This window comes from Haloferula sp. BvORR071 (assembly GCF_000739615.1).
Lineage (GTDB): Bacteria > Verrucomicrobiota > Verrucomicrobiia > Verrucomicrobiales > Akkermansiaceae > Haloferula.
In genome coordinates, this window is the sequence record NZ_BATP01000041.1 from 1 (window position 1) to 25,528 (window position 25,528).

20 protein-coding genes are annotated in these 25,528 nt (G+C 62.6%); 17 read left to right on the plus strand and 3 right to left on the minus strand.

From position 1 onward, the window contains the following. Positions 1-1,033: 1,033 nt before the first annotated feature. The 10 genes from BV071_RS22780 to BV071_RS22825 all read left to right on the plus strand — a co-directional run bounded on the left by BV071_RS22780 (position 1,034) and on the right by BV071_RS22825 (position 12,950). Positions 1,034-1,480 (plus strand): MraZ N-terminal domain-containing protein, encoded by a 447-nt coding sequence (locus BV071_RS22780; protein ID WP_035612171.1) that lies wholly within the window; start codon positions 1,034-1,036, stop codon positions 1,478-1,480. Positions 1,481-2,183: 703 nt separating this feature from the next. Continuing rightward, a complete protein-coding gene (rsmH, locus tag BV071_RS36160; protein ID WP_035612172.1) occupies positions 2,184-3,152 on the plus strand; it encodes a 16S rRNA (cytosine(1402)-N(4))-methyltransferase RsmH in 969 nt (322 codons plus the stop codon). Beyond that, positions 3,149-3,487 carry a hypothetical protein gene (locus tag BV071_RS22790; protein ID WP_035612174.1) on the plus strand — a complete coding sequence of 113 codons (339 nt, stop codon included), beginning with the start codon at positions 3,149-3,151 and terminating at the stop codon, positions 3,485-3,487. The genes rsmH and BV071_RS22790 overlap by 4 nt, the downstream gene beginning before the upstream one ends. Further along, positions 3,484-5,505 (plus strand): penicillin-binding protein 2, encoded by a 2,022-nt coding sequence (locus BV071_RS33510; RefSeq protein ID WP_081886180.1) that lies wholly within the window; start codon positions 3,484-3,486, stop codon positions 5,503-5,505. The genes BV071_RS22790 and BV071_RS33510 overlap by 4 nt, the downstream gene beginning before the upstream one ends. Further along, positions 5,502-7,004 carry a UDP-N-acetylmuramoyl-L-alanyl-D-glutamate--2,6-diaminopimelate ligase gene (locus tag BV071_RS22800; protein ID WP_035612175.1) on the plus strand — a complete coding sequence of 501 codons (1,503 nt, stop codon included), beginning with the start codon at positions 5,502-5,504 and terminating at the stop codon, positions 7,002-7,004. Before BV071_RS33510 ends, BV071_RS22800 begins: the two co-directional genes overlap by 4 nt. Beyond that, positions 7,001-8,365: a UDP-N-acetylmuramoyl-tripeptide--D-alanyl-D-alanine ligase gene (gene murF / locus BV071_RS22805; RefSeq protein WP_035612176.1), complete on the plus strand. Its 1,365-nt coding sequence runs from the start codon at positions 7,001-7,003 to the stop codon at positions 8,363-8,365. The genes BV071_RS22800 and murF overlap by 4 nt, the downstream gene beginning before the upstream one ends. 4 nt (positions 8,366-8,369) lie before the next feature. After that, the gene (gene mraY, locus BV071_RS22810; RefSeq protein ID WP_075090987.1) at positions 8,370-9,584 is read left to right on the plus strand and encodes a phospho-N-acetylmuramoyl-pentapeptide-transferase; all 1,215 of its coding nucleotides are present in this window, start codon (positions 8,370-8,372) and stop codon (positions 9,582-9,584) included. After that, a complete protein-coding gene (gene murD / locus BV071_RS33515) occupies positions 9,584-10,864 on the plus strand; it encodes a UDP-N-acetylmuramoyl-L-alanine--D-glutamate ligase (protein WP_052573760.1) in 1,281 nt (426 codons plus the stop codon). The genes mraY and murD overlap by 1 nt, the downstream gene beginning before the upstream one ends. A 33-nt stretch (positions 10,865-10,897) precedes the next feature. After that, positions 10,898-11,767 carry a LysM peptidoglycan-binding domain-containing protein gene (locus BV071_RS22820; protein ID WP_265594760.1) on the plus strand — a complete coding sequence of 290 codons (870 nt, stop codon included), beginning with the start codon at positions 10,898-10,900 and terminating at the stop codon, positions 11,765-11,767. A 37-nt stretch (positions 11,768-11,804) separates the two neighbouring features. Further along, a complete protein-coding gene (locus BV071_RS22825) occupies positions 11,805-12,950 on the plus strand; it encodes an FtsW/RodA/SpoVE family cell cycle protein (RefSeq protein ID WP_035612178.1) in 1,146 nt (381 codons plus the stop codon). Positions 12,951-12,965: 15 nt separating this feature from the next. Here the strand turns inward: BV071_RS22825 and BV071_RS22830 are convergent, their stop codons facing one another. From BV071_RS22830 to BV071_RS22840, 3 genes are all read right to left on the minus strand, one after another. Beyond that, positions 12,966-13,841 (minus strand): DMT family transporter, encoded by an 876-nt coding sequence (locus tag BV071_RS22830; RefSeq protein WP_035612179.1) that lies wholly within the window; start codon positions 13,839-13,841, stop codon positions 12,966-12,968. Between the two features lie 117 nt (positions 13,842-13,958). Then, positions 13,959-15,245, minus strand: coding sequence for a diaminopimelate decarboxylase (gene lysA / locus BV071_RS22835; protein WP_035612180.1), 1,287 nt, complete (start codon positions 15,243-15,245; stop codon positions 13,959-13,961). Positions 15,246-15,292: 47 nt separating this feature from the next. Further along, entirely contained in the window at positions 15,293-15,748 is a 456-nt protein-coding gene (locus tag BV071_RS22840) for a hypothetical protein (RefSeq protein WP_265594761.1), read from the minus strand. Positions 15,749-15,892: 144 nt separating this feature from the next. Between BV071_RS22840 and BV071_RS22845 the strand changes: the two genes are divergently transcribed. From BV071_RS22845 to BV071_RS22875, 7 genes are all read left to right on the plus strand, one after another. Beyond that, complete coding sequence (locus BV071_RS22845; protein WP_035612182.1) at positions 15,893-17,179, plus strand: hypothetical protein; 1,287 nt, start codon at positions 15,893-15,895, stop codon at positions 17,177-17,179. Between the two features lie 811 nt (positions 17,180-17,990). Then, on the plus strand, positions 17,991-19,097 hold the full coding sequence (gene murG, locus BV071_RS22850; protein WP_265594762.1) for an undecaprenyldiphospho-muramoylpentapeptide beta-N-acetylglucosaminyltransferase: 1,107 nt from the start codon (positions 17,991-17,993) through the stop codon (positions 19,095-19,097). Continuing rightward, positions 19,094-21,391: a UDP-N-acetylmuramate--L-alanine ligase gene (gene murC, locus BV071_RS22855; protein ID WP_052573762.1), complete on the plus strand. Its 2,298-nt coding sequence runs from the start codon at positions 19,094-19,096 to the stop codon at positions 21,389-21,391. The genes murG and murC overlap by 4 nt, the downstream gene beginning before the upstream one ends. A 98-nt stretch (positions 21,392-21,489) precedes the next feature. After that, on the plus strand, positions 21,490-22,413 hold the full coding sequence (locus tag BV071_RS22860; protein ID WP_035612185.1) for a D-alanine--D-alanine ligase: 924 nt from the start codon (positions 21,490-21,492) through the stop codon (positions 22,411-22,413). Positions 22,414-22,439: 26 nt separating this feature from the next. Beyond that, the gene (locus tag BV071_RS22865) at positions 22,440-23,414 is read left to right on the plus strand and encodes an FtsQ-type POTRA domain-containing protein (protein WP_035612186.1); all 975 of its coding nucleotides are present in this window, start codon (positions 22,440-22,442) and stop codon (positions 23,412-23,414) included. 15 nt (positions 23,415-23,429) lie between these two features. Next, on the plus strand, positions 23,430-24,641 hold the full coding sequence (gene ftsA, locus BV071_RS22870; RefSeq protein WP_035612187.1) for a cell division protein FtsA: 1,212 nt from the start codon (positions 23,430-23,432) through the stop codon (positions 24,639-24,641). 44 nt (positions 24,642-24,685) lie between these two features. Beyond that, on the plus strand, positions 24,686-25,528 hold an 843-nt coding region (locus BV071_RS22875; RefSeq protein WP_035612189.1), incomplete at its 3' end, for a cell division protein FtsZ.

The window sequence follows — 25,528 nt, forward strand, 5'->3', positions numbered from 1 at the left end:
AGTCCGGAGCCGTTTGCCGCAACATCACCAACCCGGAGCCAAAGCGGTGTCGTGCCACCGCACTCCACATACCGCTCTCGATAGTCGTAGACCGGTCTTAGCTGCACGCCATTCGAGGCCGTCTGAAAAATGGTTCTCCGCCAGGTCTGATGATGGCCCTCACCGCAGACGAATCGGACTCACGGAGAGAACAGCCTGATTTTCTGCTTCGGCACCTTCCTAGCCGCTTCATTCCTCTTTCCTATCCCATCCATCGGATCCATCCCGGCCTCGATCCTCTTCATCTGCGTGCATCCCGTTCATCTGCGGTTGAATGGCTGACCCGGATTGTCAGGCACCCCAATCCGACCGCCTGATCCCTCGCCTGTGGCGGCGCGCCTCCTGCCACCAGGAATCACAGGCCATTTTGCTTCCGGGTGAAGCTGGATTCTAACAGATAAACCCCACGGCCGGGATAAGCCCTGTTATCTAACAAGATTTAATCTAACAGATATTCGGCGCGCGGAAATAAGCTGAGCCATAAAATTCCGCGCGCCCGGGTCCCGGGCAGAGAGCCTGGCGCCGGAATTTTCTGAAACGAAAGTTTCTAACAGATGAGCGGCCGCTTGCCCCGCGCGGCCTGTGCCCTGCGGTCCTTGGCAGAGTGGGCTACGGACAGGGGAGGGAAGGCGGGTAAAACGAAAGTTTCTAACAGCGCCTCTTCGACCGGATCACCGCGCCACCCGCTCCTCTCCACGTCGATCTGCCCAAAAGTACACCGGAGCGCACAAATCGGCTGCTCAGTACACCAAATCGCCCATTTGCCCCCATCCCGGCCCTTTCGCTTGCTCTTTGGGGGAGTTTTCGGCTAAAATCTCTGCCGAAATTTTGGAAATTTCCTTCTCAGAAGCCTTCGGAATGGCCACGAAATGCGAATTAACCAATTGAAAATCAACAATCTAAAATTTTGTTTGGAACTGTTTGATTTTAATTTGACGATTCGAGTGTACTTTGGTGTAGTTCACGGCACTTCAGCGGCACTTCCGCTTCCTGAATGTCCACCGCCCTCCACGAAAGTCACTTCGACTACAAGATGGACCCGAAATTCCGGGTCTCCATCCCAGTCGATTGGCGCCCGGAGACGGAGGAGACACCGATCCGCTTCCAGCTCTCAAAGGAGCATGAGCTGCCGGTGATCAAGGTCTTCAGCGAAGCGGAGTTCGATAAGAAGTTCGAGGCAGTGGAGAAGAGCGATCTGACCCCCGCCAAGAAGCAACAGATCGTCGGTCATCTGCGGATGATGTCGAAGAAGGCCACCGTCAGCAGCCAAGGCAAACTCACCGTCCCGAAGGACTGGAGCGAGAAAATCGGGCTGAAGGCGGACGGTCCGGTGATCCTCGCCGGCCGTGGCCCCTTCTACATGCTCTGCACCCAGGAGACCTTCGACAAGATCACCGACATCGAGCTTGGCATGGACGACGGCGATCTCGGCGTCCTCTGAGCCAGCGACCAACAGATTTCCCACACTTTCACCCACCCCGACTAGAAGCGACAACATGCTGTTCGCCCATCCAACCCCGGCATCCGCACAAGGCGGGCCCCCGACACCCATCGGGGGATGCGGCCGGGTGCAGGGGTTGGGCTTCATTTTCCCATCGGTCCGGACCGGCGCACTCGGGACAGCGCGCCTCTCCGGCCACATCCATACGGCCGTCCGACCTGCATTCCATGGCTGGTTGGCAGGGCGGCGGCCGGAGGCTTTCCTGGCTGGGCGGAAAGGGTTTCTCGGGACAGGACCCTTTTCGCTATTTGAACCGGTGATCCGCGCGGCTTCTGGCTGGTTGTCCGCGCGGGTCATCGGCACTTCTCCAGCGCATTCTGAATTTCCATGCGGAGGGACCGGCGCACTCGGGACAGCGCGCCACTCTCTCCATTTCTATACGGCTGTCCGCTTCGCGTTCCATGGCTGGTTGGCGGAGCGGCGGCCGGAGACTTTCCTGGCTGGGCGGAAGGGGTTTCTCGGGACAGTACCCCTTTCGCTTTTCAACTCGGCGGTTCGCGCGGCTTCTGGCTGGTTGTCTGCGCGAACCCCCGACACTTTCCATGCGGACGAACCGGCGTACTCGGGACAGCGCGCCTCTTCGTCCACTTCCAAAACGGCTGTCCGTTCCGCATTCCTTGGCTGGTTGGCGGAGCGGCGGCCGTTGGCAGATTTCCAAACTGAGGAATCCCCATCCGAATCCTACCACCTCTCGGTCCTTCCCGCGGAAGTGAACGAGTGGATGCAGGCGGGGGAGGGGATGACCATCATCGACGGCACCCTGGGTGGCGGCGGTCATAGCGAGGCTTTCCTGAAGGCAGGAGCTTCGGTGATCGGCGTCGACCGCGATCCGGAAGCACTGGCCTACGCGAGCAAGCGCCTCGCGAAATACGGCGAACGCTTCCGCACCTGGCAGGGCAATTTCGCAGATCTCCGGGACATCCCCGAGGTCCGGGGGGATAGCAAGGCTCACGCCCTGCTTTTGGACCTCGGGGTTTCCTCCCGACAACTCGACGCCGCGGAACGGGGCTTCTCGTTCCGCGGCGCCGGGCCTCTCGATATGAGAATGGGACCCAGTTGCCCCTTCGATGCCGCCCATGTCGTGAACACTTGGTCCGAGTCAGAACTGACTCGGATTTTCCGCGAACTGGGTGAGGAGCCCCAAGCGAAGCGAATCGCCGCGGCGATCGTGAAGCGCCGGACCACCCGCCAGTTCGATACCACCACCGACTTGGCCGAGTGCATCGAGAAGACCATCGGCCGCCACGGCAAGATCCACCCCGCCACCAAGGCCTTCCAAGCCATCCGCATGGTGGTGAATGACGAGCTCGGCTCCCTGCAGCGCGCGCTCGAAAATTCCGTCCACGTCCTGAAGCCGGGAGGCCGGCTTCTCGTCATTACTTTCCATAGCCTTGAAGACCGCATGGTGAAGCAGTTCATGCAGCACCGCGCGAAGCCTTACATCGACCGGCCCGACTGGCCGGAACCGCGGCCGAATCCCGATTGGTGCTTCCGGCTGCCTGTTAGAAAAGCCATCGCAGGTGGCGAAAAAGAGATCCGAGTGAACCCCAGGGCCCGCAGTGCCAAACTGCGGGTCGCCGAGCTTCTGGACCCCAGCACCCCACGCCCATGAACCGACTCCGCTCCGAACCGAAGACCCACGTCTCCGTTTTCATTACGCTGATTCTCGCCGCGATCGTGATGGTGGGCGGTGGGATCGCGCATGCCGTTTACAAGAACAAGCAGGTCCGCACCTATCGCCTGATCGACCAAGCGGAGAAACGCATCGAGCAAACCCGCACCAGGATCCGCATGGTGGACGTGCGGATGTCCGCGCTGCTCGACCGCTATGCGATCAAAGACCGGCTGAAGGAATCCGGCACGGCCATGCTGGACGTGAAGTGGGAGGATGTGGAGGAGATTTCGCCCAACGGCCCCGACTTTGCGGAGGCTCGCGAATTGCCATGACCCGACGGACCTTCCAGAGACGTTGCCTCGGATTGTGCTCGGTCACTGTGGCCGGGCTCAGTTTGCTTTCGTTTCGGCTCTTCCAGGTCCAGTCCTGGGACCGCAAGCAGGTCAACGGGAAGGCCAATCCTTTCGACCGCGCCGAGGTGCTGCCCGGCCTCCGTGGCAAGATCGTCGACCGCAATGATGAGGTGCTCGCCAAGAGCATGCCCGTCGGCTCGATCTTCGCGGACATCAACCTCATGACCGGCTCGGAGCAGATGGCCGGGGCCGTCGCTTATGAGCGCGTTAGCCACTTGCCGGAGTGGCAGAACGCGGACGGTGAGAAGCGCAAGAAGATGGTGCGCTCCGTGCGCATGGAGATCGTCGCCCCCTTGGAGGCTCTCGATGAAGATGATCCCCAGGCCAAGGAAATCCGGGCCTCGCTTCTCGAAGCGACCTTGGCCCGCTACGTGGCCCTCTTGGCCCGGCCGCTCGGCCTGAAGCGCGAGGAGCTGCGCAAGCTGCTGACCGACGGTCTATACCGGCACAAGGACGGCAAGCTCGTGCTGAGCGAGGACGGCAAGCCCGTGCTGCGCAAGAACGGCGAGTTCCCGATTGCCAAGAATCTGCCCGACGACGTGATCCGCGGGATCCAGGAGATCATCGACAACAACTGGATCGACGGCTTCACCTTCCGCTTCTCCTACCGCCGCAACTACTCTTCGGAGAAGCTCGCCACCCATGTCATCGGCTACACCGGTGAGATCGCGGAGACCGGGCCTACCGGTCGCCCCGGCTACCGCCAGATCGGGAAATTCGGCGTCGAGTCCTCGCTGGAAGAATATCTCGCCGGGCGCGATGGCTATCGCACCGAGCGCCGCGACACCTTCGGCATGCGCATCCCGGGTGAAACCCAGGAAGTGGTTCCGCCGCGCCCCGGCCTGGATGTCCAGCTCACCCTGGACATGGGCATGCAGGCGATTGTCGAGGAGGAGCTGGACGCGGGCCTGAAGGAGATGAAGAGCACCCGCGGCTGCGCAGTGGTGATGGACCCGAAGACCGGGGAAATCCTCGCGATGGCCAGCCGGCCGCACTTCGAGAACCTGAATCACCTGCAGAATCTGGACGAACCCTGCTTCGCCCTGCAGACGATCTACGAGCCGGGCAGCACCATCAAGGTGGTCGCCGCCGGTGCCGCGCTGAATGAGCGCATGGTCACCCCGCAGACCTCGATCTTCTGCCACAACGGTTTCTTCCAGGAGGGCAAGCTGATCGTGAAGGACGATCACCCTCAGGGCACGCTCACGGTTGAAGGGATCCTCCAGAAATCCAGCAACATCGGTGCCTTCAAGTTGGCCCGGCAAGTTGGCATGGATCGTTTCTACGATTACATGAGCAAGTGGGGCTACGGTCACAAGACCGGCATCATGCTCAGCGGGGAAAGCCGCGGCGTGGTCCGCAACTCGGGCAACCTCGTCGACTTCTCCCGCGCCGCCTATGGCTATGCGCTGGCGGTTACGCCCCTCCAGGTGGCGAATGCCTACTGTGTGATCGCGAACGACGGCAAGCTGCGCAAGCCGCACATCGTGAAGGCGATCATCGCCGGCGATGGCAAGCCGGTGCAGAAATTCGAGCCGGAGGTGGTGAATACCGTCATCCGCCCGGAGACCGCTAAAATGATGCGCAAGGCCCTGGAGCGGGTGACCGGTGAAGGCGGCACCGCCAAGCTGGCCCGCGTGCCCGGCTATCTGGTCTGCGGCAAGACCGGCACCGCGCTGCGCATTCACAACGGCCGCTACCAGCCCGGCCACTACACCACCTCCTTCGCCGGAATGATGCCGGCGGAGAATCCCGCTTTCGTCTGCGTGGTAGTGGTGGATGATCCCCTTCGCAAAGACATCAATCTCTACGGCGGCACCATCGCTGCGCCGATCTTCGCCAAGATCGGCGCGCGCCTCGCCGCCCACATGAACCTGACTCCCACCGAGCCCGAGGGAGAAGGGAAAGACAAGCTCGCCGGAAACCAAGAACCGTGATTTTACGCGATCTCATCGCAGCCCTTGATCGCCCGCTTGCAACGGGCCCCCTTGACGTCGAAATCCAAGCCGTCACCGCGGACTCGCGCATGGTCGGACCCGGCACCATCTTTGTGGCCGTGCGCGGCCACCAGCAGGATGGCCGCAAGTTCATCCCCATGGCACTGGAGAACGGTGCCGCTGCAATCATTGCGGACTCCGCTTCTGAAACCGGTCACCCGGAGGAGGTTCCCTACATTCACATCAGCGATACCCGCAGTGCCTTGGCTGTCATTGCCGGCCAGCTTGCGGGCCAGCCCTCGAAGAAGTTCAAGCTCGCCGGCGTGACCGGGACAAATGGGAAGACCACCACGGCCTTCCTGTTGCATCATCTGATGAAGCGCGTCTGGCACCGTGCGGGCCTGCTTGGCACCGTGCTGCTGGATGACGGCGAGGAGGTGAAGGCTGCGAACCTCACCACTCCGGGCCCCGTCGAGCTCAACCGCTTGCTGGCCAGCATGGTCGACCACGGCTGCCGTGGTGCGGCGATGGAGGTCTCCTCGCAGGGCCTCGACCAGCAGCGCGTCCACGGCATCGCTTTCGACGCCGCCATCTTCACCAATCTCACCCAGGATCACCTCGACTACCACGGCACGATGGAGGCCTATGCCGCCGCCAAGTTCGCCTGGTTCGAGACCCTGATCGCCGATCCGCTCGGCAAGAAGCCGGTGGCAGTGGTGAATACCGATGACGGCTACGGCGAAAAGCTCGTCGTCCAGATCGGTGATCGCCTGCCCGTGATTCGCTTCGGCTTCAACGTCCACTGCGACTTCCGCGCGAACAATCTCAAGCAGAGTGCCCGTGGCATGGAGTTCGAGCTCACCGCCAAGGGCAAGTCCTTCCTCGTCCGCGCCCCGCTCATCGGTCGCTTCAATGTCTACAATCTGCTGGGTGCGCTCGCCGCAGCCAGCGCGATGAAGATCTCGATGCGTGATGCCGTGGCCGCCGTGGCCGAGGCTCCGCAGGTTCCCGGGCGTATGGAGCATTGCGGCACCCGCGATGGGATCAGCGTTTTCGTGGACTATGCGCACACGCCGGACGCCTTGGAAAACGCCTGCCGCACCCTGAAGGAACTTAATCCCTCGCGCCTGATCACGGTCTTCGGCTGTGGTGGTGACCGCGACAAGGCCAAGCGTCCGCTCATGGCCAAGGCCGCCTCCACTTACAGCGATGCCTGCATCCTCACCTCGGACAATCCGCGCAGCGAGGATCCGGAGGATATTCTCAAGGACATTGAGGCCGGCATGGGTACCTCCCGCTACCGCAGTGTCGTTGACCGCGCCGAGGCCATCCGCATCGCGATTCATGCCGCGGGCAAGGGCGACATCGTCCTCATCGCAGGCAAGGGCCACGAGCCCTACCAACAATTCGCCGACAAGACCATCGACTTCGATGACCGCCGCGAAGCCCGCAAGGCTCTCGCCGAGCGCCCCGAGGACAATCCGCCCCGCAAGCGATGATCCCTCTCGATGCCACTACCATCGCGCAACATGCCGGAGGCGAGCTCGTCGCCGGCAGCGGCGGGGTATTGGCTACGGCGGCCTCCACTGATACGCGCACGATTCCTCAGGGTGCGGTCTTCTTTGCGCTGCGCGGAGAGCGTTTCGATGCGAACGAATTTGCCCCGCAAGCCTTGGCGGCCGGTGCGAGCGTTGCGGTGGTCGAGCGTTGGGAAGGGGAATGCCCGGCAAACACCGCGGTGATCCGCGTGCCGGATAGCCTCGCGGCCCTGCAGCGGCTCGCCGCCTGGTATCGCCGCCAGCGGGATATTCCCGTGCTTGGCATCACCGGCTCGAATGGCAAGACCAGTACCAAGGATTTCACCTTGGCGGTCATGGCCCGCGCCTTCGAGGTCTGTGCCAACCGCGGCAACCTGAACAATCACATCGGCCTGCCGCTCAGCGTTCTCACCATTGAGGAACGCCATCAGATCGGAATCTTCGAGATGGGCATGAACCATCCCGGCGAAATCGCCCCGCTCTGCGAGATCGCGCGGCCCAAGCTCGGCATCATCACCAATATCGGCAGCGCCCACATCGAGTTCATGGGCAGCCGGGAAGGCATCGCCGAGGAGAAGGGCGCGCTCGCCCGTGCTCTGCCGGAGGATGGTGCCTTGTTCGTGCCCGCAGGCTGCGATTTCCTGGAATACTTCAAGCGTCGAACCAAGGCCCGCGTCATCGCGGTGGGCAATGGCCGCGGACTCGTCCGTGCCGAAGACCTGCGCCAGGAGGAATCCTTCGCCTGCTTCAATCTGGTGATCGAAGGCAGCAGCGTGGAAGTCCGCCTGCCCGTCGCCGGTCGCCACATGGTGAACAATGCCTTGCTCGCCGCCGGCGCGGGCTGGTTCATGGGCATCTCCCCGGAGGAGATCGCCGCGGGCCTGTCGGAGGCCGTGCTGACCAGCGGCCGCTTGCGCCGCTTCACCACCGCAGGCATCACCATCATCGACGACACTTACAACGCGAATCCCGAGTCGATGCTTGCCGCTCTGGAAACCCTGGCGGAAACGCCGGTGGCTGAGGGTGGCACTCGCTACGCGATGCTCGGACGCATGGGCGAGCTCGGCCCGCTGGCCCCGCAGGCGCACCTGGAAGCCGGGCAACGCGCCGCCGACCGTGGCTTCACCGTGGTCGCCGTGGGCGAAGGCTCGCAGGGCATCGCCGAAGGTGCCGCTGGTGCCGCCGAATACATTTCCGACAAGGAGGCTGCCGCGGCGTGGATCGCGGAGCGCGCCAAGCCGGGTGACGTGGTGCTGTTCAAAGGCAGCCGCAGCGCCGCCCTCGAGCGCGTCATGAACCAAGCCTTCCCCTCCCGAGACTAATCCAATGCTCTACGCGATCTACGAATGGTGGAAGGCGGCCGCTGACGCCAACAAGGAATGGGCCCACACCTTCTCCTTCCTGAACCTGCTTGGCTACATCACCTTCCGCGCGGCGATGGGCTGCTTGCTCGCTTTCGTGATCAGCGTGATCGCCGGCCCGCGGGTGATTCGCCGCCTGATCTCGCTCAAGGTCGGCCAGCCGATCCGCACCGCCGAGGAAGTCCATAAGCTGGCGGAACTCCACGGCGGCAAGGTCGGCACTCCGACGATGGGCGGGGTGTTGATCCTGGGTGCGGTGCTGGTCTCGGTCTTCGTCTGTGCCCGCCCGCTCAATCCCTTCGTGGCAGTCTGCTCCTGCACCATGGCCGCGCTCGGCCTGCTCGGCTTCTGCGATGACTACAAGAAGGTGAAGCAGAAGAAGTCCGATGGCGTCAGCGCCCGTACCAAGCTCTTCTGGCAGCTCGTGATTGCGCTGGTTGCCGCCTGCTTCATCTACTTCAAGAAGGAGATCTCCGGCTTCGGCGCCAGCCCGGAAGAGATCCGCAGCCACGCCGCGGGCTTCTGCCTCGGCAAGCAGTCGCTGGGCATCGGTGAGATCTGCTTCCCGCTCTTCAAGGCCGATGGCGTGAAGAAGAGCATCATCGATCTCGGCTTCCTGATCATCCCCTTCTTCGCCGCGATCATCATCGGCTCGTCGAATGCGGTGAACCTCACCGACGGCCTGGACGGCCTCGCGACCGGTTGTACCATTACCGTCGCTCTTGCCTATACTGTTCTGGCCTACCTGGCCGGCCACCTCTACATGGCCACTGATTACCTGGTGATCCCCTACAACCGCTACGTGGGCGAGTTGGCGGTGCTGCTGCTTTCCCTGGTCGGCGCCGGCTTTGGCTTCCTCTGGTTCAATTGCCACCCCGCGAAGGTCTTCATGGGTGATACCGGCTCGCTGGCCATCGGCGGCGCGATCGGCACCGCGGCCATCTGCGTGAAGCAGGAGCTGCTGCTGGTAATCATCGGCGGGGTCTTCGTGATGGAGGCCCTCTCGGTGATGCTGCAGGTCGGCAGCTTCAAGCTGCGCAAGAAGCGGATCTTCGCCATGGCTCCGATCCACCACCACTTCGAGCTCCGCGGCTGGCACGAAAGCCAGGTCATCATCCGCTTTTGGATCATGTCGATCATGCTCGCCCTCTTCGGTCTCGCCCTTCTCAAGATTGCCTGATGTCGCTTCACGGAAAAACCGTCGTGATTCTCGGGGCCGGCCGTAGTGGCCGCGCCGCCGCCTCCCTCGCCCTGCGCGAAGGGGCGACGGTCCATGTCCACGACGCCAAGGCCGTCGAGGGCTGCGCGGAAGCGACCGAGGAAACCGGCCGTGCCACCACCTGCGACCTCCTTGTTGTCAGCCCGGGCATCGATACTTTCGGCCCCTTGGTCGCTGCCTACTCGGAATCCGCCGGTGAGGTGATCGGCGAGACGGAGTTCGCCGCCCGATATTACACCGGCCGCATCGTCGGCATCACGGGCACAAATGGCAAAACCACCACGACCGAGCTGGTCGACCGCATACTTCGTGCCGGAGGCTATGATTCTGTACCCTGTGGCAACTACGGCACCCCGCTCAGCGAGGTCGTCCTGCGCGATCCCGTGCCGACCGCCGTCGCGCTCGAACTCAGCTCCTTCCAGCTCGAAACGATCCGCACGCTCAAACCGGATGTCTCCATCTGGCTGAACTTCGCGCCCGACCACATGGACCGCTACCCCACGGTGCAGTCCTACTTCGACGCCAAGTTCCGGATCTTCGAGAACCAGACGGCAAACGAAACCGCGATAGTCCGCACCGGAGAGAACCTGCCACCGATCAAGCCACAGGTGGTCACCTTCTCGACCGAAGACAAGACCGCCGATTGGTTCTCCGACGGCCGCCAGCTCTTCCGCAAGGGCGAGCCGGTTTTTGATCTCGAATCGACGACCCGCATGCGCGGCCTGCACAATGCCGAGAACGCGATGGCTGCCATCGCTGCCTGCGAGGCCATCGGCATTTCTCTTGATGCCGCGCGCACCGCGCTCAATGGCTATGCCCCGCCGCTGCACCGTTGCGAACTTGTCCGCACTCTGGATGGTGTCGAGTATCTCAACGATTCCAAGGCCACCAATCTCCACGCGCTTGAGAGCGCGCTCCGCTCGCAGACCCGCCCGGTGGTGCTAATCGCGGGGGGCAAGGAGAAGGGCCTGGACTACGCTCCGGTTGCGCCGCTGCTGGCAAAGAAGGCTGTGGCTGCCGTGACCTATGGCCAGATCGGCAAGCCGCTGGCGGAGATCTTCGCTACCGCCGTGCCGGTTGAGCAGACCACCACCTTGGAGGAAGCCGTGAGTGCCGCCCGCCGTCTCGCGCCACGCGGCAGCACCGTCCTGCTTTCACCGGGCACCTCCTCCTTCGATCAGTTCTCCGGCTATGAACAGCGCGGGGATGTCTTTCGTGAACTCGTTCTCAACCTTCGCTGATACCACTCACCCATGAAATTCCCGAGCCTATCCGTGAAACGCCGCCCTGTGAAAAAGGGCGCACTCCGCACCTACTTCGCGAACATCGTCCGCACCAAGAAGGTGCGTGCTGCCACGGCCGCCATGCCCGCGATGCCGGAGGTCGATGGTGATGTGCCGAACCTCGGCATCGCTCGCGCCTTGGTCGTGATCCTGGTCATCCACGTGGTGGCCATCGCCGGGATTTTTGCCCACAGCCATTATGTCGAGGAGCCCAACCGCGAGGAATCCGCCCGGGCTGCGATGGCTGGCATCGAGCCGGTGAAAGAGCCGCGCGACCGCAGTGCCCCGGCTCCCCGCGTCTTGGATGGGACGGACTTCGCCAAGGAAGGCGATACTTGGGCCAGCATTGCGGAGAGAAATGGGGTGGACATGGAAGATCTGCGTGCGGCGAATCGCGACCGGACTCTGAAGAAGGGTGAGGTCTTGACGATTCCGCCGCTCACTATCGTCGCCAAGATGCCGGATGAAGTGAAGGACGCCGAGGAGCAGAACGTCATCCACGAAGGCGCCGCTCCGGTCGAAGACAAGATGCGCAATGGTGGTGATTTGGTGGAGACCACCGCTGCTGGCAGCCCGCAGTTGATCAAGCCGAAGGTGCCCCGCCCAGCGACTCCGCAGCCTGCCGTCGAAGCCGAGTCGGCAACGCCGCGCAACGCCCGCACCACTGCTGCTGCCGAACCAGTCTCCACGACCAAGGCAGCAGCCGAAAGTCCGGCCCGCAAGACCTACACCGTCAAGCAGGGCGATACCTTCTGGAAGATCGCCCAAGCCAACAAGACCACGGATAAGGCGATCATGAAGGCCAACGGCATCAGCGATGCGAAGAAGCTGAAGCCCGGCATGCAGCTCCGCATTCCCTGATCGCTTTCTCCAACTGATCTGATTCCCCCCGATCAACATGACCCGCAGCGCCACCATTGTCCTTTGCACCGCCGTCGCCGCCCTCACGGTGCTCGGCTTGGTCATGCTCACGAGCACCAGTGCGTGGGCGGTCAAAAGAGGCGACGAGTATCAGCTGGTGCTGAACCAGTGCAAGATGCTGGGGGTGGGCTTGATCGGGGCCTTTGTGGCGACACGACTTGATCCCGTCTTGCTGCGGCGCTTTTGGCCGCTTGCGGTGGCCGGCATCTGCGTTCTCCTGGTTCTCTGCTTTGTTCCCGGTGTCGCCGTCGCACGCTATGGGGCTGCGCGTTGGGTGAAGCTGGGCGTTGAATTCCAGCCCTCCGAGTTTGTAAAGGTCATCGGGATGATCGCGCTGGCTGGCTGGTTTGCCCGCTGGCAGACGGAAGTGCACACTTTTTGGCGGGGCTTCATCATCCCCGGCATGATCATTGGATTGCCGATCGGTCTGATCGCGATCGAGACCGATGTCGGTTCGGCGCTTTCGCTTTCGGTGGCTGCCGCTGCCATCTTCTTCTGTGTTGGGACACGGCTGCTCTACCTGATCCCGACTGCGCTTACCGGCATGGCTGGTGCGGTGTTCTTCGTTCACTCGAACGAGAACCGCTGGTCGCGTATCGTGGCTTGGCTAAATCTGGATGACCCGGTTCAGCAGCAAGGGAAGGGGATGCAACAGTACCGCGGCCTTCTGGCCTTCGGCAATGGGGGCCCGCATGGGATGGGCCTGGGCAATGGCACCGAGAAATTCAGCACCCTGACCTTCGCCTATAGCGACTTCATCTTCCCGGTGGTCGGGGAGGAACTCGGTCTGCCCTTTACGCTGGGCGTTGTCTTCTGCTTCGTGATCATCGCCGTCTGCGGCTGCTCGATCGCGATGCAGGCTTCCTCGATCTTTGACCGCTGCCTTGCTGTGGGACTCACCTGTGTGGTGGTGATTCCCGCAATGGTGAACATCGCGGTGACCACCGCGGCTTTCCCGAATGATGGCCTGCCCTTGCCCTTTGTGAGCTACGGTGGCACCAGCCTGATCGTCTCGCTTGGCGCCGTGGGCTTGCTCTGCGGTATCCACCGCCGCTCACGCTCGGTCGTCGACTACAAGCCGCTGCCCGTGGCCGGTCTCCGGTCCTACGCGGTGAAGCTGTAAGAGGGATAAGGCGAGCTACGGCCTCGGCTTCGCGAAGCGTCGCATCAGGAAGGGATGCAGTGCATTTGCCAGCAGGATGGTTCCCATGCCCGCATAGAAAAGCGGATGAAGTTGCTTGTGCTCCCCGAAGAGCAGCGCCGCCGCGATCATCCCGTAGACTGGCTCGAAGTTGAACGCTAGGTTCGTGGTGTAGGCGCTCAAGTGCCGCAGCAAGTGGATGTGGAAACCGTGCGCAAAGACTGTGCACACCCACGCGAGCAAGAGGATCCACAGCCAGTCGAGCTTCTGCCAGGCCAGCAACGAGACACCGCCACCGACCAAGGGGAAGAGCGCCAAGGCAATGGTGAAGGCCCCGGCCATTTCCCAGGTAACCATCACCAGCGGATCCCCGCCCATGGTTACCAGCTTGCGGTTCAGCACCGGGAAGATCGCCGCCAGCAGCGCCGCGAGCATCGCTACCATCAGCCCCAACAAGCGGCCGTGCTCAAAGCCCGCGACCAGCACGATCCCGGCCACCACCAGCAAGCCCAGCAACACCTCGAAGGGCCGCACCCGCCGCTTCTCCATCAGTGGCTCGGTGAAGGCCGTGAACAGCGAGATCGTCGCCATCCCCGCCAGCGAGATCGAGACGTTCGCCAGCTTGATCGCTCCGAAGAAGCAGATCCAGTGCACTCCCACGATCAGACCCACGCCGAAGAACGCCCGTGCCGCCTTCCAACCCGGCCACGGCGACTTGCGCCGCACCAGTGCCACCCATGCCGCAGCCCCTAGTGCCGCGAACAAAGTCCGCCATACCACCAGCCCCGCCGCTGGCAGCGAGATCAGCTCCCCCAAGATCGCCGTGGTGGCGAGCAGGAAGACCAGCAGGTGGAGTTGGAAGTAGTGGCGCAAGGGCAGGAAGGGTTCCGGAAGTGCGACCTCCGGCTTGCAGTCAATGTCGCTCTTCCTGCCCTGTCTTTTCGGATTCCGCGCCTTTGTGTGTCCTTTCGCGGTAAAACCGCCGATGGCTCAAACCTCGCCGGCGATCAGATCGTCGAGGGTCTGGCGCTTGCGTACCACCTTCGCCGTACTTCCATCCACCAGGATTTCCGCCGGCAGCGGCCGCGAGTTGTAATTCGACGCCATCACGAAGCCATAGGCGCCCGCGCTCATCAGTGCGACCACCTCGCCCGGCTGGAAGTCCGGCAGCTCGCGGTCCTGGCAGAAGAAGTCACCGCTCTCGCAGATCGGGCCGACCACGTCCACCTTGCGGCGGGCCTCGCCCGGCTCCTTGACTGGTGCGATTTCGTGGTGGCCTTCGTAGAGCGCCGGGCGGATCAGGTCATTCATGCCCGCATCCACCACCTTGAAAGTCTTGGTCGTGCCGTGCTTCTCGAAGAGGCAGCGGGTCAATAGCACGCCGGCGTTCCCCACGATGTAGCGACCGGGCTCCAGCAGGATCTTCAGGCCGAGATGCTGCAGGCGCGGCAGCAGTTCCGCGCCGTATTCCTCGATCGTCAGCGGGCGTTCGCCTTCCGGCTTGGCGGCCCACCAGGAGGGGCTGCCGGATTCCAGTGAGCTGTGATAGACGATGCCGATGCCACCGCCGATCGACCAGAATTCGATCCCGTAAGTGTTCTTCAGGTGCGTCGCCAGCGGTGCGACCTTTTCCACGGCTTCCACGAAGGGCTTCACCGAGGTCAGCTGCGAGCCGATGTGCATTTGCAAGCCGCGCAGCTTCACGTGCGCCAGCTCCCGCGCAGCGCGGGCATAAACGTCGGCGATGTAATCGAAGTCCACGCCGAACTTGTTTCCGGACTTGCCGGTGGAGATGTACTTGTGGGTCTTCGCGTCCACGTTCGGGTTCACGCGCACCGCTGCCGGGGCGATCACGCCTAAATCGGCGGCCACTTCATTCAGGTAGCGCAGCTCCTCTTCGCTCTCGACGTTGAAGGAGTAGATGCCCTGCTTCAGGGCATACTCGATCTCCGGGCGGGTCTTGCCGACGCCCGCAAAGGTGCACTTCGCCGGGTCACCGCCCGCCTTGATCACGCGAAACAGCTCGCCGCCGGAAACGATGTCGAAGCCGGCGTGTTCCGCCGCCAGCAGCTTCAGCACGGAGAGGTTCGAATTCGCCTTCACCGCGTAGGCGACCTCGTGGTCGATCGAGCCCAGCGCCTTGTCCAAGCGGCGGTAGTGATCGAGGATCGTGTTCCCGGAATAGACGTAGAGAGGGGTGCCGTGCTCCTCGGCCAAGGCTTGGAGATCGACGTCCTCGCAGTGCAGCGAGCCATGGCGGTAGGCAAATCCGTGCATGCGGGGCCTTTAAACGCTCCCCGCCCCGCCCGCAAGGGCCACGTGCGTTACCCCATCCAGCCGATGACGAAGGACAGGAGGTTTCCCAGAAAGGCCAGGGCGAAGGCATGCTTCAGTTTGGGTGCCTTTCCCGACATTGCCGCGATCAGGAAAAACAGGGCGATCGACTCCGCCACCCAGATCATCCCCTCCGTGGCCCACACCCGCTGCACGAAGCGATGCAGGCTCAAGATGAAGACCGAATAGGTGATGGCATTGATGATCGAGAGAGCGGTCAGGAAACCTCGGCGGTCCTCTATCTCGTAAATCCACGAGGCCAGATAGCCGACCAGTGCCACCTCAAGCGCAAGGGCGAGCGCCGCCACGCCGAATGAAATGGCCTTGTAAACCCCGGGATACCCGAAGCTGACGGGATTTCCCCAAGCGGTCTCCATCAGTGCTACAATCGCGAGCGCAGCGGCGGTGGCGGGGGAGAGGGCAGAGCCTTGGAACCGTTGTCTCAAGCGGCGATACCTATTCGGATGGAGCACCCGTGGGCAAGCTCCCCTTGAGTCCAGCCGCCGTGTGGGGATTTCCCTGCTGAAACTTCAGCACTCAGTCTTCTTTCCATCCTTCCATTCCCCGGAAATAATCGTATGGATACCTGAATGAAGAGGACCTTGGTGCTTCTTGCCGTATTGCTGCCGGGAATCGCATCGGCGCTGCCCAATTCGATCACCGGGCCGGTCTTCAATTCGCAGAGTCCGCTCAATGGCAAGGACCTCACCAAGGAGCTGATGGGCCCCGATATCTGGGATGGCTCCACGGCGCTGCCCGGCGAGTGGACCGATGAAGGGCAGATCGCCTCGTCCTCAGTCTCGTATCTGATGGCGCGGCCGAAGCTTTTCGGGCGTGACCTGATCCTGCTGCGCGCCGTGCGGCGGGACGGCAAGCTGGATTCGCTGGAGGCCACCTTCGTGGATGCCGGGTCCTACTTCGGCTACTTCGATGAGGAGGTGCCGGAAGGCATGGGCCGCCGCGAGATGCGCAAGGAAGTAGAAAGCCGCCTAGCCGAGAAACAGGCTGAATTCACCAAGCTCTACACAGACGCCCACGCCGAGCTGCGCAACTCGATCGCCGCCACCACCGGCAACGACAAGCCCGAAGAAGTAAAGGTCGGCCGCACCCGCGGCCTGCGCACCCCGGTCGAAGAGTGGCACACCGACCAACTCCGGGTCCGCTTGCTGGCCGGCGAGAATCGCCTGCTGCGCGTCAGTATCTTCAAGACAAGCTCGGAGTCGGACCAGTGGCTCGACCCCGCGGTCTCAGCGCTGCCGCCCCGCGCCAAGCTCGACAAGCTCGCAGCCGAAGTGGAACGCGATGCCGATGGCACGGTGCTGATTCCAAACCTGCAGCCGATTCCCCAAGGCTACCGGCCTTACTGCGGACTGAATTCCCTCGCGATGGCAGCGCGCCACTTCGGCCTCCACCTCGATGAGGATTGGCTCGCTGTCGCTGGCGGCTTCCAGAATACCGGCCGGGCCGATGGCTCGAATCTGGTGAAACTCTACCACACAGTCGCCGCCGAGGCGGGCTTTGGCCTCGACCGCACCACGAAATTCGATCCCTCCGCCGCCAGTCGAGCTCTCTCCGCCGGTTTCCCGGTGATCGTCTGGCGTCGCTTCTCCCAAGAGCGCAATACTCTTCATAGCCGCTTCATGCGCCAGTTCGACGCCGATCCCTCAGCGACCTTGCCTGATCCGGCCAATCCGGCTGAGCGAGCCTCGTGGCCAAGCGCGGACGCACCGCTGCACGCCTCAGTGGTGGTCGGCTACAATTCTCCCCGCAAGGAGGTCATCTTCCTCGAAAGCTGGACCGGGAAGGACAAGCCACGACGCATGCGGGTGGAGGAAATGATCGCCACCACGGACCTCTGTTTCGTTTTCCGGCCCTGAGAAGAGCGAGAGGATCTCTGGCCGTTCCGGGGAAAGGGGGCGGTCTATTCACGCAGTCCGGAGTCCCGGCGCGGTGCGCTATCCTCTTTGGCAGTCCGCCCGGCGGATCGGGGGAAGTGACCCGCCGGGCGGCTGACAACACACACTAACACACACACTAACTATACCGGGGGAAATCTTCCGGCCCCAATTCTCGTTGGGGGACTGAGGCCGGTGTTTTAGGGCGAACCGGCCTGAGGATTTGGGGGGCTCCTTTCGGTCGGTTCGTCGTTTCTCCTTTGCTTTGGCCGGGGGGAGCTTCGGGCTCGGGAGGTTCGCTGGGAACGCCGCGATACAACACTGGAAATTCCGGAACGACAAGATGTTTCGCATCACGTCATCGCGTGTATGAGTTATGGTTTCCTTTTTCGGCTCCCTGTGATCGCAGCGCCAAGGAAAATCCCAACTCGCTGAAATCCAATTAAGAGAGGAAAATGGTAAAGATATCCAAATCATTCTGTTGAGGTGGGCTTCTTTGGTCCTGATTGCTAATAAATCCAGACATTCGATATTGTTCCCAAAATCCGCCACTTTCCCTTGGTGCCGGGAATGAAGTCCGTTTTTGTGGGGGATTGGGGCTCCGCTCGGGAGGGGATCCGGTTTCTCATGGAGGCCTGTCCGTTCGGACCGGTCCTGTTCCTCGCAAGTCCGGGATTTTCCAGCGAGAAACCTTCTAACCACCGGTTTTCGGTATTGCCTGATATTTAAGAAATGTTGCATTCTCTAGCGTCGCCGCTCGACGCCTATGGCTGGGGGTCTCGGGACATGGAATATGCAACGTACTGGCGGCAAGGCGTCCTTGGTGATCGCGTGCGGCGGCACGGGCGGACATTTGTTCCCTGGGCTCGCTGTGGCGGAGGAATGGTCTGCCCGCGGCGGGCGTGTTCTATTGCTCGTTTCCGAGAAGAAGATCGACCAGGAGGCACGCCGAAAATACACTCAGTATCAATTTGATACAGTGCCGGCAATGGGCAAGCCCGCGACCTTTTCGCCCAAGATGCTGCCCTTCCTGTGGCGCCTGTGGCGAACCATGGGCCGTTGCCGGACCATCCTGCAGGACTTTGGCGCGGACGCCGTGCTTGGCATGGGCGGTTTCACTTCCTTGCCACCGGCATGGGCCGCGAAAAATGCGGGCCTGCCAGCCTTTATCCACGATTCGAACGCTCTCCCGGGGAAGGCGAATCGCCTGACCGCGCGCTTCTGCCGCAAGGCCTTCATCGGCTGGGAAGCCGCCCGCAAGTTTTTCGGCAACCGCGAGGTCGTCCAGACCGGCACGCCGGTGCGCGCCGAGATGCGCCAGCTTCCGGATCGGGCTACTGCCGCCGCGAAGTTCGGCCTCGATCCTGCTCGCCCGACCTTGATGGTCACCGGTGGCAGCCAGGGCGCGCGGCGCTTGAATTCCTTGGTGGCGCAAGCCTTCCCGCAGTTTCCTGCTGGGACCCAGGTGCTTCATATCGCCGGCCCCGGCGACCAGCAGCGCGTGGAGGAAGAGGCCGGCCAGAAGGAAGGCTACAAGGTTGTCGGCTTCTGCGATGACATGCCCTCCGCCTATGCCGTGGCGGATGCGGTGCTGTCGCGCTCCGGTGCTTCGAGCATGACCGAGCTGTCCTTTCTGGGCCTGCCCTCGATCCTCGTGCCTTTCCCCTTCGCCGCGGACGATCACCAGACGCGGAATGCGGAGGTTTTTTCAAACGCCGGAGCCGCATTTTTGGAGCCGGAATCCGCGCTCGACGCCACCAAACTCGCCGCCCGGGTATCTGCCCTGATGAGCGACTTGCAAACCCGCGAACGCATGGCACAAGCGGCCCGTTCGCTCGCTGTGCCGGATGCCGCCGCACGCGTTTGCGACGCCATCGAAGCGACCCTTTCCCGGAAATGAACGACCTGAGCCACAAGCTGACCGACCGCGACCATCCGCTACGCGTCCACCTCATCGGGGTGGCCGGTTCCGGGATGAGCGGCTTGGCCTTGCTGTTGCTTGGCATGGGCCACCAAGTCAGCGGTTCTGACAAGGTGACCTCCGCAGAGACCGAACGTATGCAGCGCCTCGGCCTGATCTTCTCTTCCCCGCACACCGCGGAGGCGGTGAAGGGCGCGGACGTGGTGGTCTATTCCTCCGCGATCCGGCCTGAGAATCCGGCCTACGCCGCCGCCAAGGCTGCCGGTACCCCGGTGATCCGCCGCGCCGAATGTCTCGCCGCGATCCTGCACACCAAGAAGGGCATTGTGGTTTCCGGCACTCACGGCAAGACCACCACTTCCTCCATGGTTGCTCACGCCTTGCGCGAAGCTGCCTTGCAACCGAGCCACTACGTTGGCGCGGAAATCCCGGTGCTGGGCGCGAATGCCAAGTGGTCGGAAGACGGCGAGTGGATGGTCGCTGAGGGTGACGAAAGCGATGGCACCTTGGCGCTCTACAAGCCCGCTTGCTCGATCATTCTCAATATCGAGGCCGAGCACCTCGACCACTACAAGGATCTCGACGAGATCAAGACGGTCTTCAGCACTCTGGTGAGCCAGACTTCGGGTCCGGTGGTTTATTGCAAGGAGTGCTCCGTGGCCACCGAGGTCGCGACCCAGTCTCCGAATGCCGTGAGCTACGGTTGGTCCGGTGCGGACTACACCGCGGCGGAGATTCGCGAACTGCGTGGTGCCACTGCCTTCACCGTGGTGCGGCGCGGCGAGATGCTCGGTGATGTCGAACTCGGGATTCCCGGCCGCCACAATGTGCTGAACGCCCTCGCGGCGATCGCCACCGCGGACAGCCTCGGCGCGGACTTCATTTTGGTTTCGCGGGCGCTCAATTCCTTCGCAGGAGCCAAGCGCCGCTTCGAGACCAAGTATCTTTCCCAGCGTGTTCGCATCGTTGATGACTACGGCCATCATCCGACCGAGCTCGCGGCGACCCTGCAGACCGCGCGCTCCCTGAAGCCGGGCCGGGTGGTGGTGCTTTTCCAGCCGCACCGCTACACCCGCACCCAGGCTCTTGCTGATGATTTCGGCAAGGTGCTGCAAGCGGCGGACGAGGTCTTCGTGACCGATGTCTATCCTGCCAGCGAGCCGCCGATTCCCGGTGTCAGCGGTGACACCATCGTGCAGGCGGCCAAGAAGCTCGGCGGCGATCACGTCGTCTCGTTGCCCTGCCTCACCACTGCCCACCACACGGTTGGCAACTTCCTGGAGCCGGGCGATCTGCTGATCACCCTTGGCGCTGGGAATGTTCACGAAGCGGGCACCCGCATCGCCAAGGATCTGAAGATTCTTGAAGAGATCGTAGGCCAGGCGCCGCGCGGCGAGATCGATGCCAAGCTTTACGAGCCGATGCGCCGCCATACCACGATGCTGGTCGGTGGCCCGGCGCAGTATTGGATTGAGCCGCACACCTTCGAGGCCTTCGCCGCGGTAGTGAATTGCTGCCGCGAGCGCGGGATCGCGATGCGCGTGGTCGGACGTGGCTCAAATCTGCTGGTGCGCGATGGTGGCATCCGCGGTGCGGTGATTCATCCGACCGGCGGTGCTTTTTCCGAATGCTACGCGGAGGATGGCAAGATCGTCGCGGGAGCCGGCGTGCGCTTGAAGAAGGTTGCCAGTGTCGCGCAGGCCGCGGGCATTGGTGGCTTCGAGTGGATGGAAGGCATCCCCGGGAATGTCGGCGGCGCACTGCGCATGAATGCCGGTGCCATGGGTACGGAGACTTTCGACCAGGTCGTCAGCGTCACCTTCCTCGATGAGGATGGCGAGGTCCGCACCCGCTCGCGCGAGGCGATCGTCTCCAACTACCGCGACGTGCCGGAACTGCGCCGCAACTTCGCCTTGCAAGCGGTCTTCGAAGGCAAGCCCGACACGGCCGAGGCGATCCAGCAGCGCTGGGATGCCTCCCGGGCCAAGCGCCGTACCAGCCAGCCGGTGGCGGCCAGTGCGGGTTGCATCTTCAAGAATCCTGCCGAAGTGCCGGCGGGCAAGCTGGTCGACGAGCTCGGTCTGAAGGGCTGCAACGAGGGCAAGGCACGGGTCTCCGAAGTCCACGGCAACTTCATCGTCAACGGCGGCGGCGCGACGGCAAGCGAAGTGCTTGCGATGATCGACCGCATCAAGGCGCAGGCTCGTGAAACCCGCGGCATCGAACTCGAAACCGAGGTCAAGGTGCTCGGCGAGGACGACTTCACTTTCTAAGGCATGATCAACATCTCAGGAAACACTTGGAATTCACGAAAGCTTGATCGGGCTTTCGCGGACTCGCGCTTTCCTGCCCCGGTTGACCAGTTACTACCATGATTGATTCCAGTCTTCTCATCGCTGTCCTGATGGGCGGCCCCGGTTCGGAGCGCGAAGTTTCCCTGGCTTCCGGCAAAGCCGTGCTCAAGGCACTGCAAGCGGCTGGCTGCAATGCTGTCGGTGTTGACGTCACCAGCAAGGAACTCTCCCTGCCAGAAGGCACCGGCTTGGCCTACAACGTTATTCACGGCACCTTTGGTGAGGACGGGCAGCTTCAGTCCATTCTTGAAGGGATGGAGATTCCCTACACCGGTGCCGGCGTCGCCAGCAGCCGCTTGGCCTTCGACAAGAACCTCGCGAAGGACCGCTTCGTCGCCGCGGACGTGCCGACTCCTCACTCGGAGATCGTCGATGTCTCGAATGGCGTGAAGCTGCCCTCGATCCCGGTGCCCTTCGTGGTCAAGCCACCGCGTGAGGGCTCCAGCGTTGGCGTCACCGTCGTGAAGGATCCAGCCAAGGCGATGGAGGCCATGGAGACTGCCGCGAAGTATGGTAACGAAATCCTCGTCGAGTCCTTCGTGGAAGGAAAGGAACTCACTGTTGGCATTCTCGATAACGTCGCGATGCCGATCGTTCACATCGCTCCGCGCGATGGCTTCTACGACATGTCGAACAAGTACCCCTGGCTCACGGGCGGTGCTGGCAGCGATTACTACTGCCCGGCTGATCTTGATGCCGCCACCACCCGCCGTGTCCAGGAGGCCGCGTTGGCCGGTCACAAGTCGCTCGGCGTTGAGGTCTATTCGCGCGTCGATGTGTTGCTGGATGCCGCTGGCAATCCTTTCGTGCTCGAGGCGAACACCATCCCGGGCATGACCGAGACCAGCTTGCTGCCCAAGTCCGCTGCTGCCCACGGCATCGATTTCACCACTCTCTGCCTGAAGATCGCCGAACTCTCCCTCGCCATCCGCTCTTACTGAGCGGTCCACTCTGAACAAACGCACCCATGTTCAAGAAACGCACCACCCGAGTCCGTCACAGCAAGGAGCTCACCCGCCTGCAGGTGAACATCCTGTCGCCGCGTATCGTCTGGTTCAGCTTCCTGAAATCGTGCCGTCGTCTGTTCAAGTTTGCGATGATGGTGGGCCTCGGCATCGGCCTGTTCTGGGGTATCCGCGAGCTGATTCATCGTGGTCTGGTCGATAACAAGGAATTCAAGCTGACTGCGATCGAGCTGACGCCGAATGCGGCACTCGACGAGCGCCTCCTGATCAAGGTGGCCAATATCGACATCAAGGGCAGCCTCTTTCAGTGCGATCCGGACAAGATCGAATCCATTTTGCGGGCGCTGCCCGAGGTGGCGGGCGCCTCGGTGCGCCGCGAGTTCCCCGGCACTCTGGTGGTGGAGGTCATTGCCCGCGAGCCGTATGCTTGGGTCTCTGGCACAGATCGCAATATTCCTGCCCGCGATCCGGACAAGGGCCTGGTGGTTGATCGCCTCGGCTTTCTCTTCCATTGCCCGGAGCCGATGGAGTCCAAGGCCGCCATGCTGCCTGTCTTCCAGCTTGGTGAGGGCGGCGAGCCTTTGGCTGCTGGCAAGCGGATCGAGCATCCGGAATTTGAGCGCTTGCGCCGTCTCTATCAGGTCGCCTGTCGGCAGATGCCTGGGTCTGAGGCTTGGATCTACGCACTGCGGCAGAGCCGTGTGTGGTCGCTGGAGCTGGAGTCTCGCGACGGCACGACTGCTACCTTCGGTCTCGGCGATCACGAGCGTCAGGTGGCCACCTTCAAGGATATCCTCGACCATGCCCGGGAGGCTGGAGACCAGATCGCTTCGATCAATCTGATCCCGGAGCGGAATATTCCCGTCGTGCTGCGTGGTGACGCCCCGCCGCGTGCGATCCTGATCAACGAACCCGGCCCCGCGGTAGTCCCGCGCGACCGCCGTTCGCGTGACCTTCAAAATCTTCTCAACCGCTGATTCACCCTCACCCTCATGCCCCGCACGAAGATTCACGTCGGCCTCGAAATCGGCACCAGCAAGATTTGCATGGTGGTCGGTGAAGTGAAGTCGGATGGCTCGGTCAAGATCCTTGGCGTGGGCCAGTCGAAGTCCGTGGGCGTGAAAAAAGGGGAGATCTACGATTTTCCCCAGGTTCGCGCCTGCGTGAAGGATGCTCTCGTCAAGGCGGAGGACGCCAGCGACGTGGAGATTGGCAGCGTCTATCTGGCCATCACCGGCGCGCACATCCACGGCGTGAACAACCGCGGCAGCTTCCGCCTGCCGGACGATGAGTCAGTGATTGCGCCGGCCCACGTCCAGGAGGCGAAGGAGATCGCCCGCGCGGTCGCGATTCCTACGGAGAATGTTTACCTGCACCACATCATCCGCCGTTACGGTGTGGATGGTTTTGAGCACGCAACCTCGCCGATCGGCCTGTCCGGCAAGACGGTGGATGCGGACTTCCATGTGATCCACGGCATCCGCTCGCGGATCGAAAACCAGATCAAGTGCGTGCGTGAGATGCCGCTCGATATCGACGATCTGGTCTTTTCGCCGATCGCCTCCGCCCAAGTCGCGCTCGACCGCGAAGCCAAGGAGCGCGGCGCGCTGGTCATCGACATCGGTGGTGGTACCACCGACTACGTGCTCTACCTCGACGGCGCGGTGGAGGCCGCTGGCTGCATTCCGGTCGGTGGTGACCACGTGACGAATGACATCCACCTTGTCACCGGCCTGGCCTTCTCGAAAGCGGAGATCCTGAAGGTTCGCGAAGGCGATGCCTCTGCCGATCCGGCCCGCTCCGTCGGCCTGATCAAGGTTGCGGACGAAAAGGGCTTCGCGGAAGCGGAGGTGAAGCGCCAGCTTCTGAACGACATCATCCGCCAACGGCTGGAGGAGACGCTCAAGTTGCTTTTGCGCCGCCTGCCTCAGGGTGCGATGGAGAAGGTCGGCACTGGTGTCTTCTTGTCCGGTGGCACGAGCCTGATGCGCGGCTTCGGAGAGCTTGCCCACGATGTCTTCAAGCGCGATATCTATCGCCCCGAGCCGCCGGAACTCAGCGGCGTGCAAGCGAATTTCAAGGATCCTCAATTCACTACCGCGATCGGCCTGATCCGCTACGCTCAAATTATCGAGGCCGAACGCGAACCCAAGCGCGGAGTCTTCCGCAAGATCGGCAACGTCCTCTGGCCCTTTTCACGCTAACTTACTCCTCATTCCGCGGCGGCGCCGCCCCACCTTAAAACGCCATGATCGAATTCCCACGCGACCTTCAGAATACCATCCCGTCGTCTTCCGTGAAAATCGTCGGCCTCGGCGGTGCGGGCACCAACATGCTCGACCGTGTCGTCCTGGACGGCATGGACGGGGCGGAAATGCTCGCGATCAACACCGACATCCGCACGCTTTCCGGATCGGTCGCCCGCGACCGGATCCAGCTCGGCCGCAACTTGACCAAGGGTCTGGGCGCCGGCGGTGATCCGGAGCTCGGCCAGCAGGCAGTCCTGGAAGCGGAGAGCGAAGTGCGCGCTGCGCTCAAGGGTCGCAAGATTGTCTTCCTCTGCGTTGGTCTAGGTGGTGGCACCGGCTCCGGTGCGGCGCCGATCGTCTGCCGCATCGCCCGTGAGGAAGGTGCCTTTGTCGTGGTCTTCGCGACCATGCCGTTCAGCTTTGAAGGCCGCCGTCGCCGCGAGCAGGCGGATACCTCGCTCAACGAGCTGGCCGTTCTTTCGAACGCGTTGGTGACCTTCGACAACACCCGCATGGGTGACCTCGTGCTGGCCAAGCAGGGGATCCACGAAGCCTTCGCCGCGGCGGACCGCATGATCTCGGAGAGCATCAAGGCGGTGATCCGCCTGGTGATCCGCCCCGGCCTGATCAACGTGGGCTTGGACGACCTGATGACCGCGCTGCGCACCACGCGCTCGCGCTGCTTGTTCGGATCGGGCATCGCCTCGGGCAAGGACCGGGCCCAAAAGGCCCTGCGCAACGCCCTGAACAGCCCCCTTCTCGACCAAGGTGCGCTGCTCCGCGATGCCGAGAGCGTGCTCGTCCACCTCTGTGGTGGCGAGGACCTGACCCTTTACGAGATC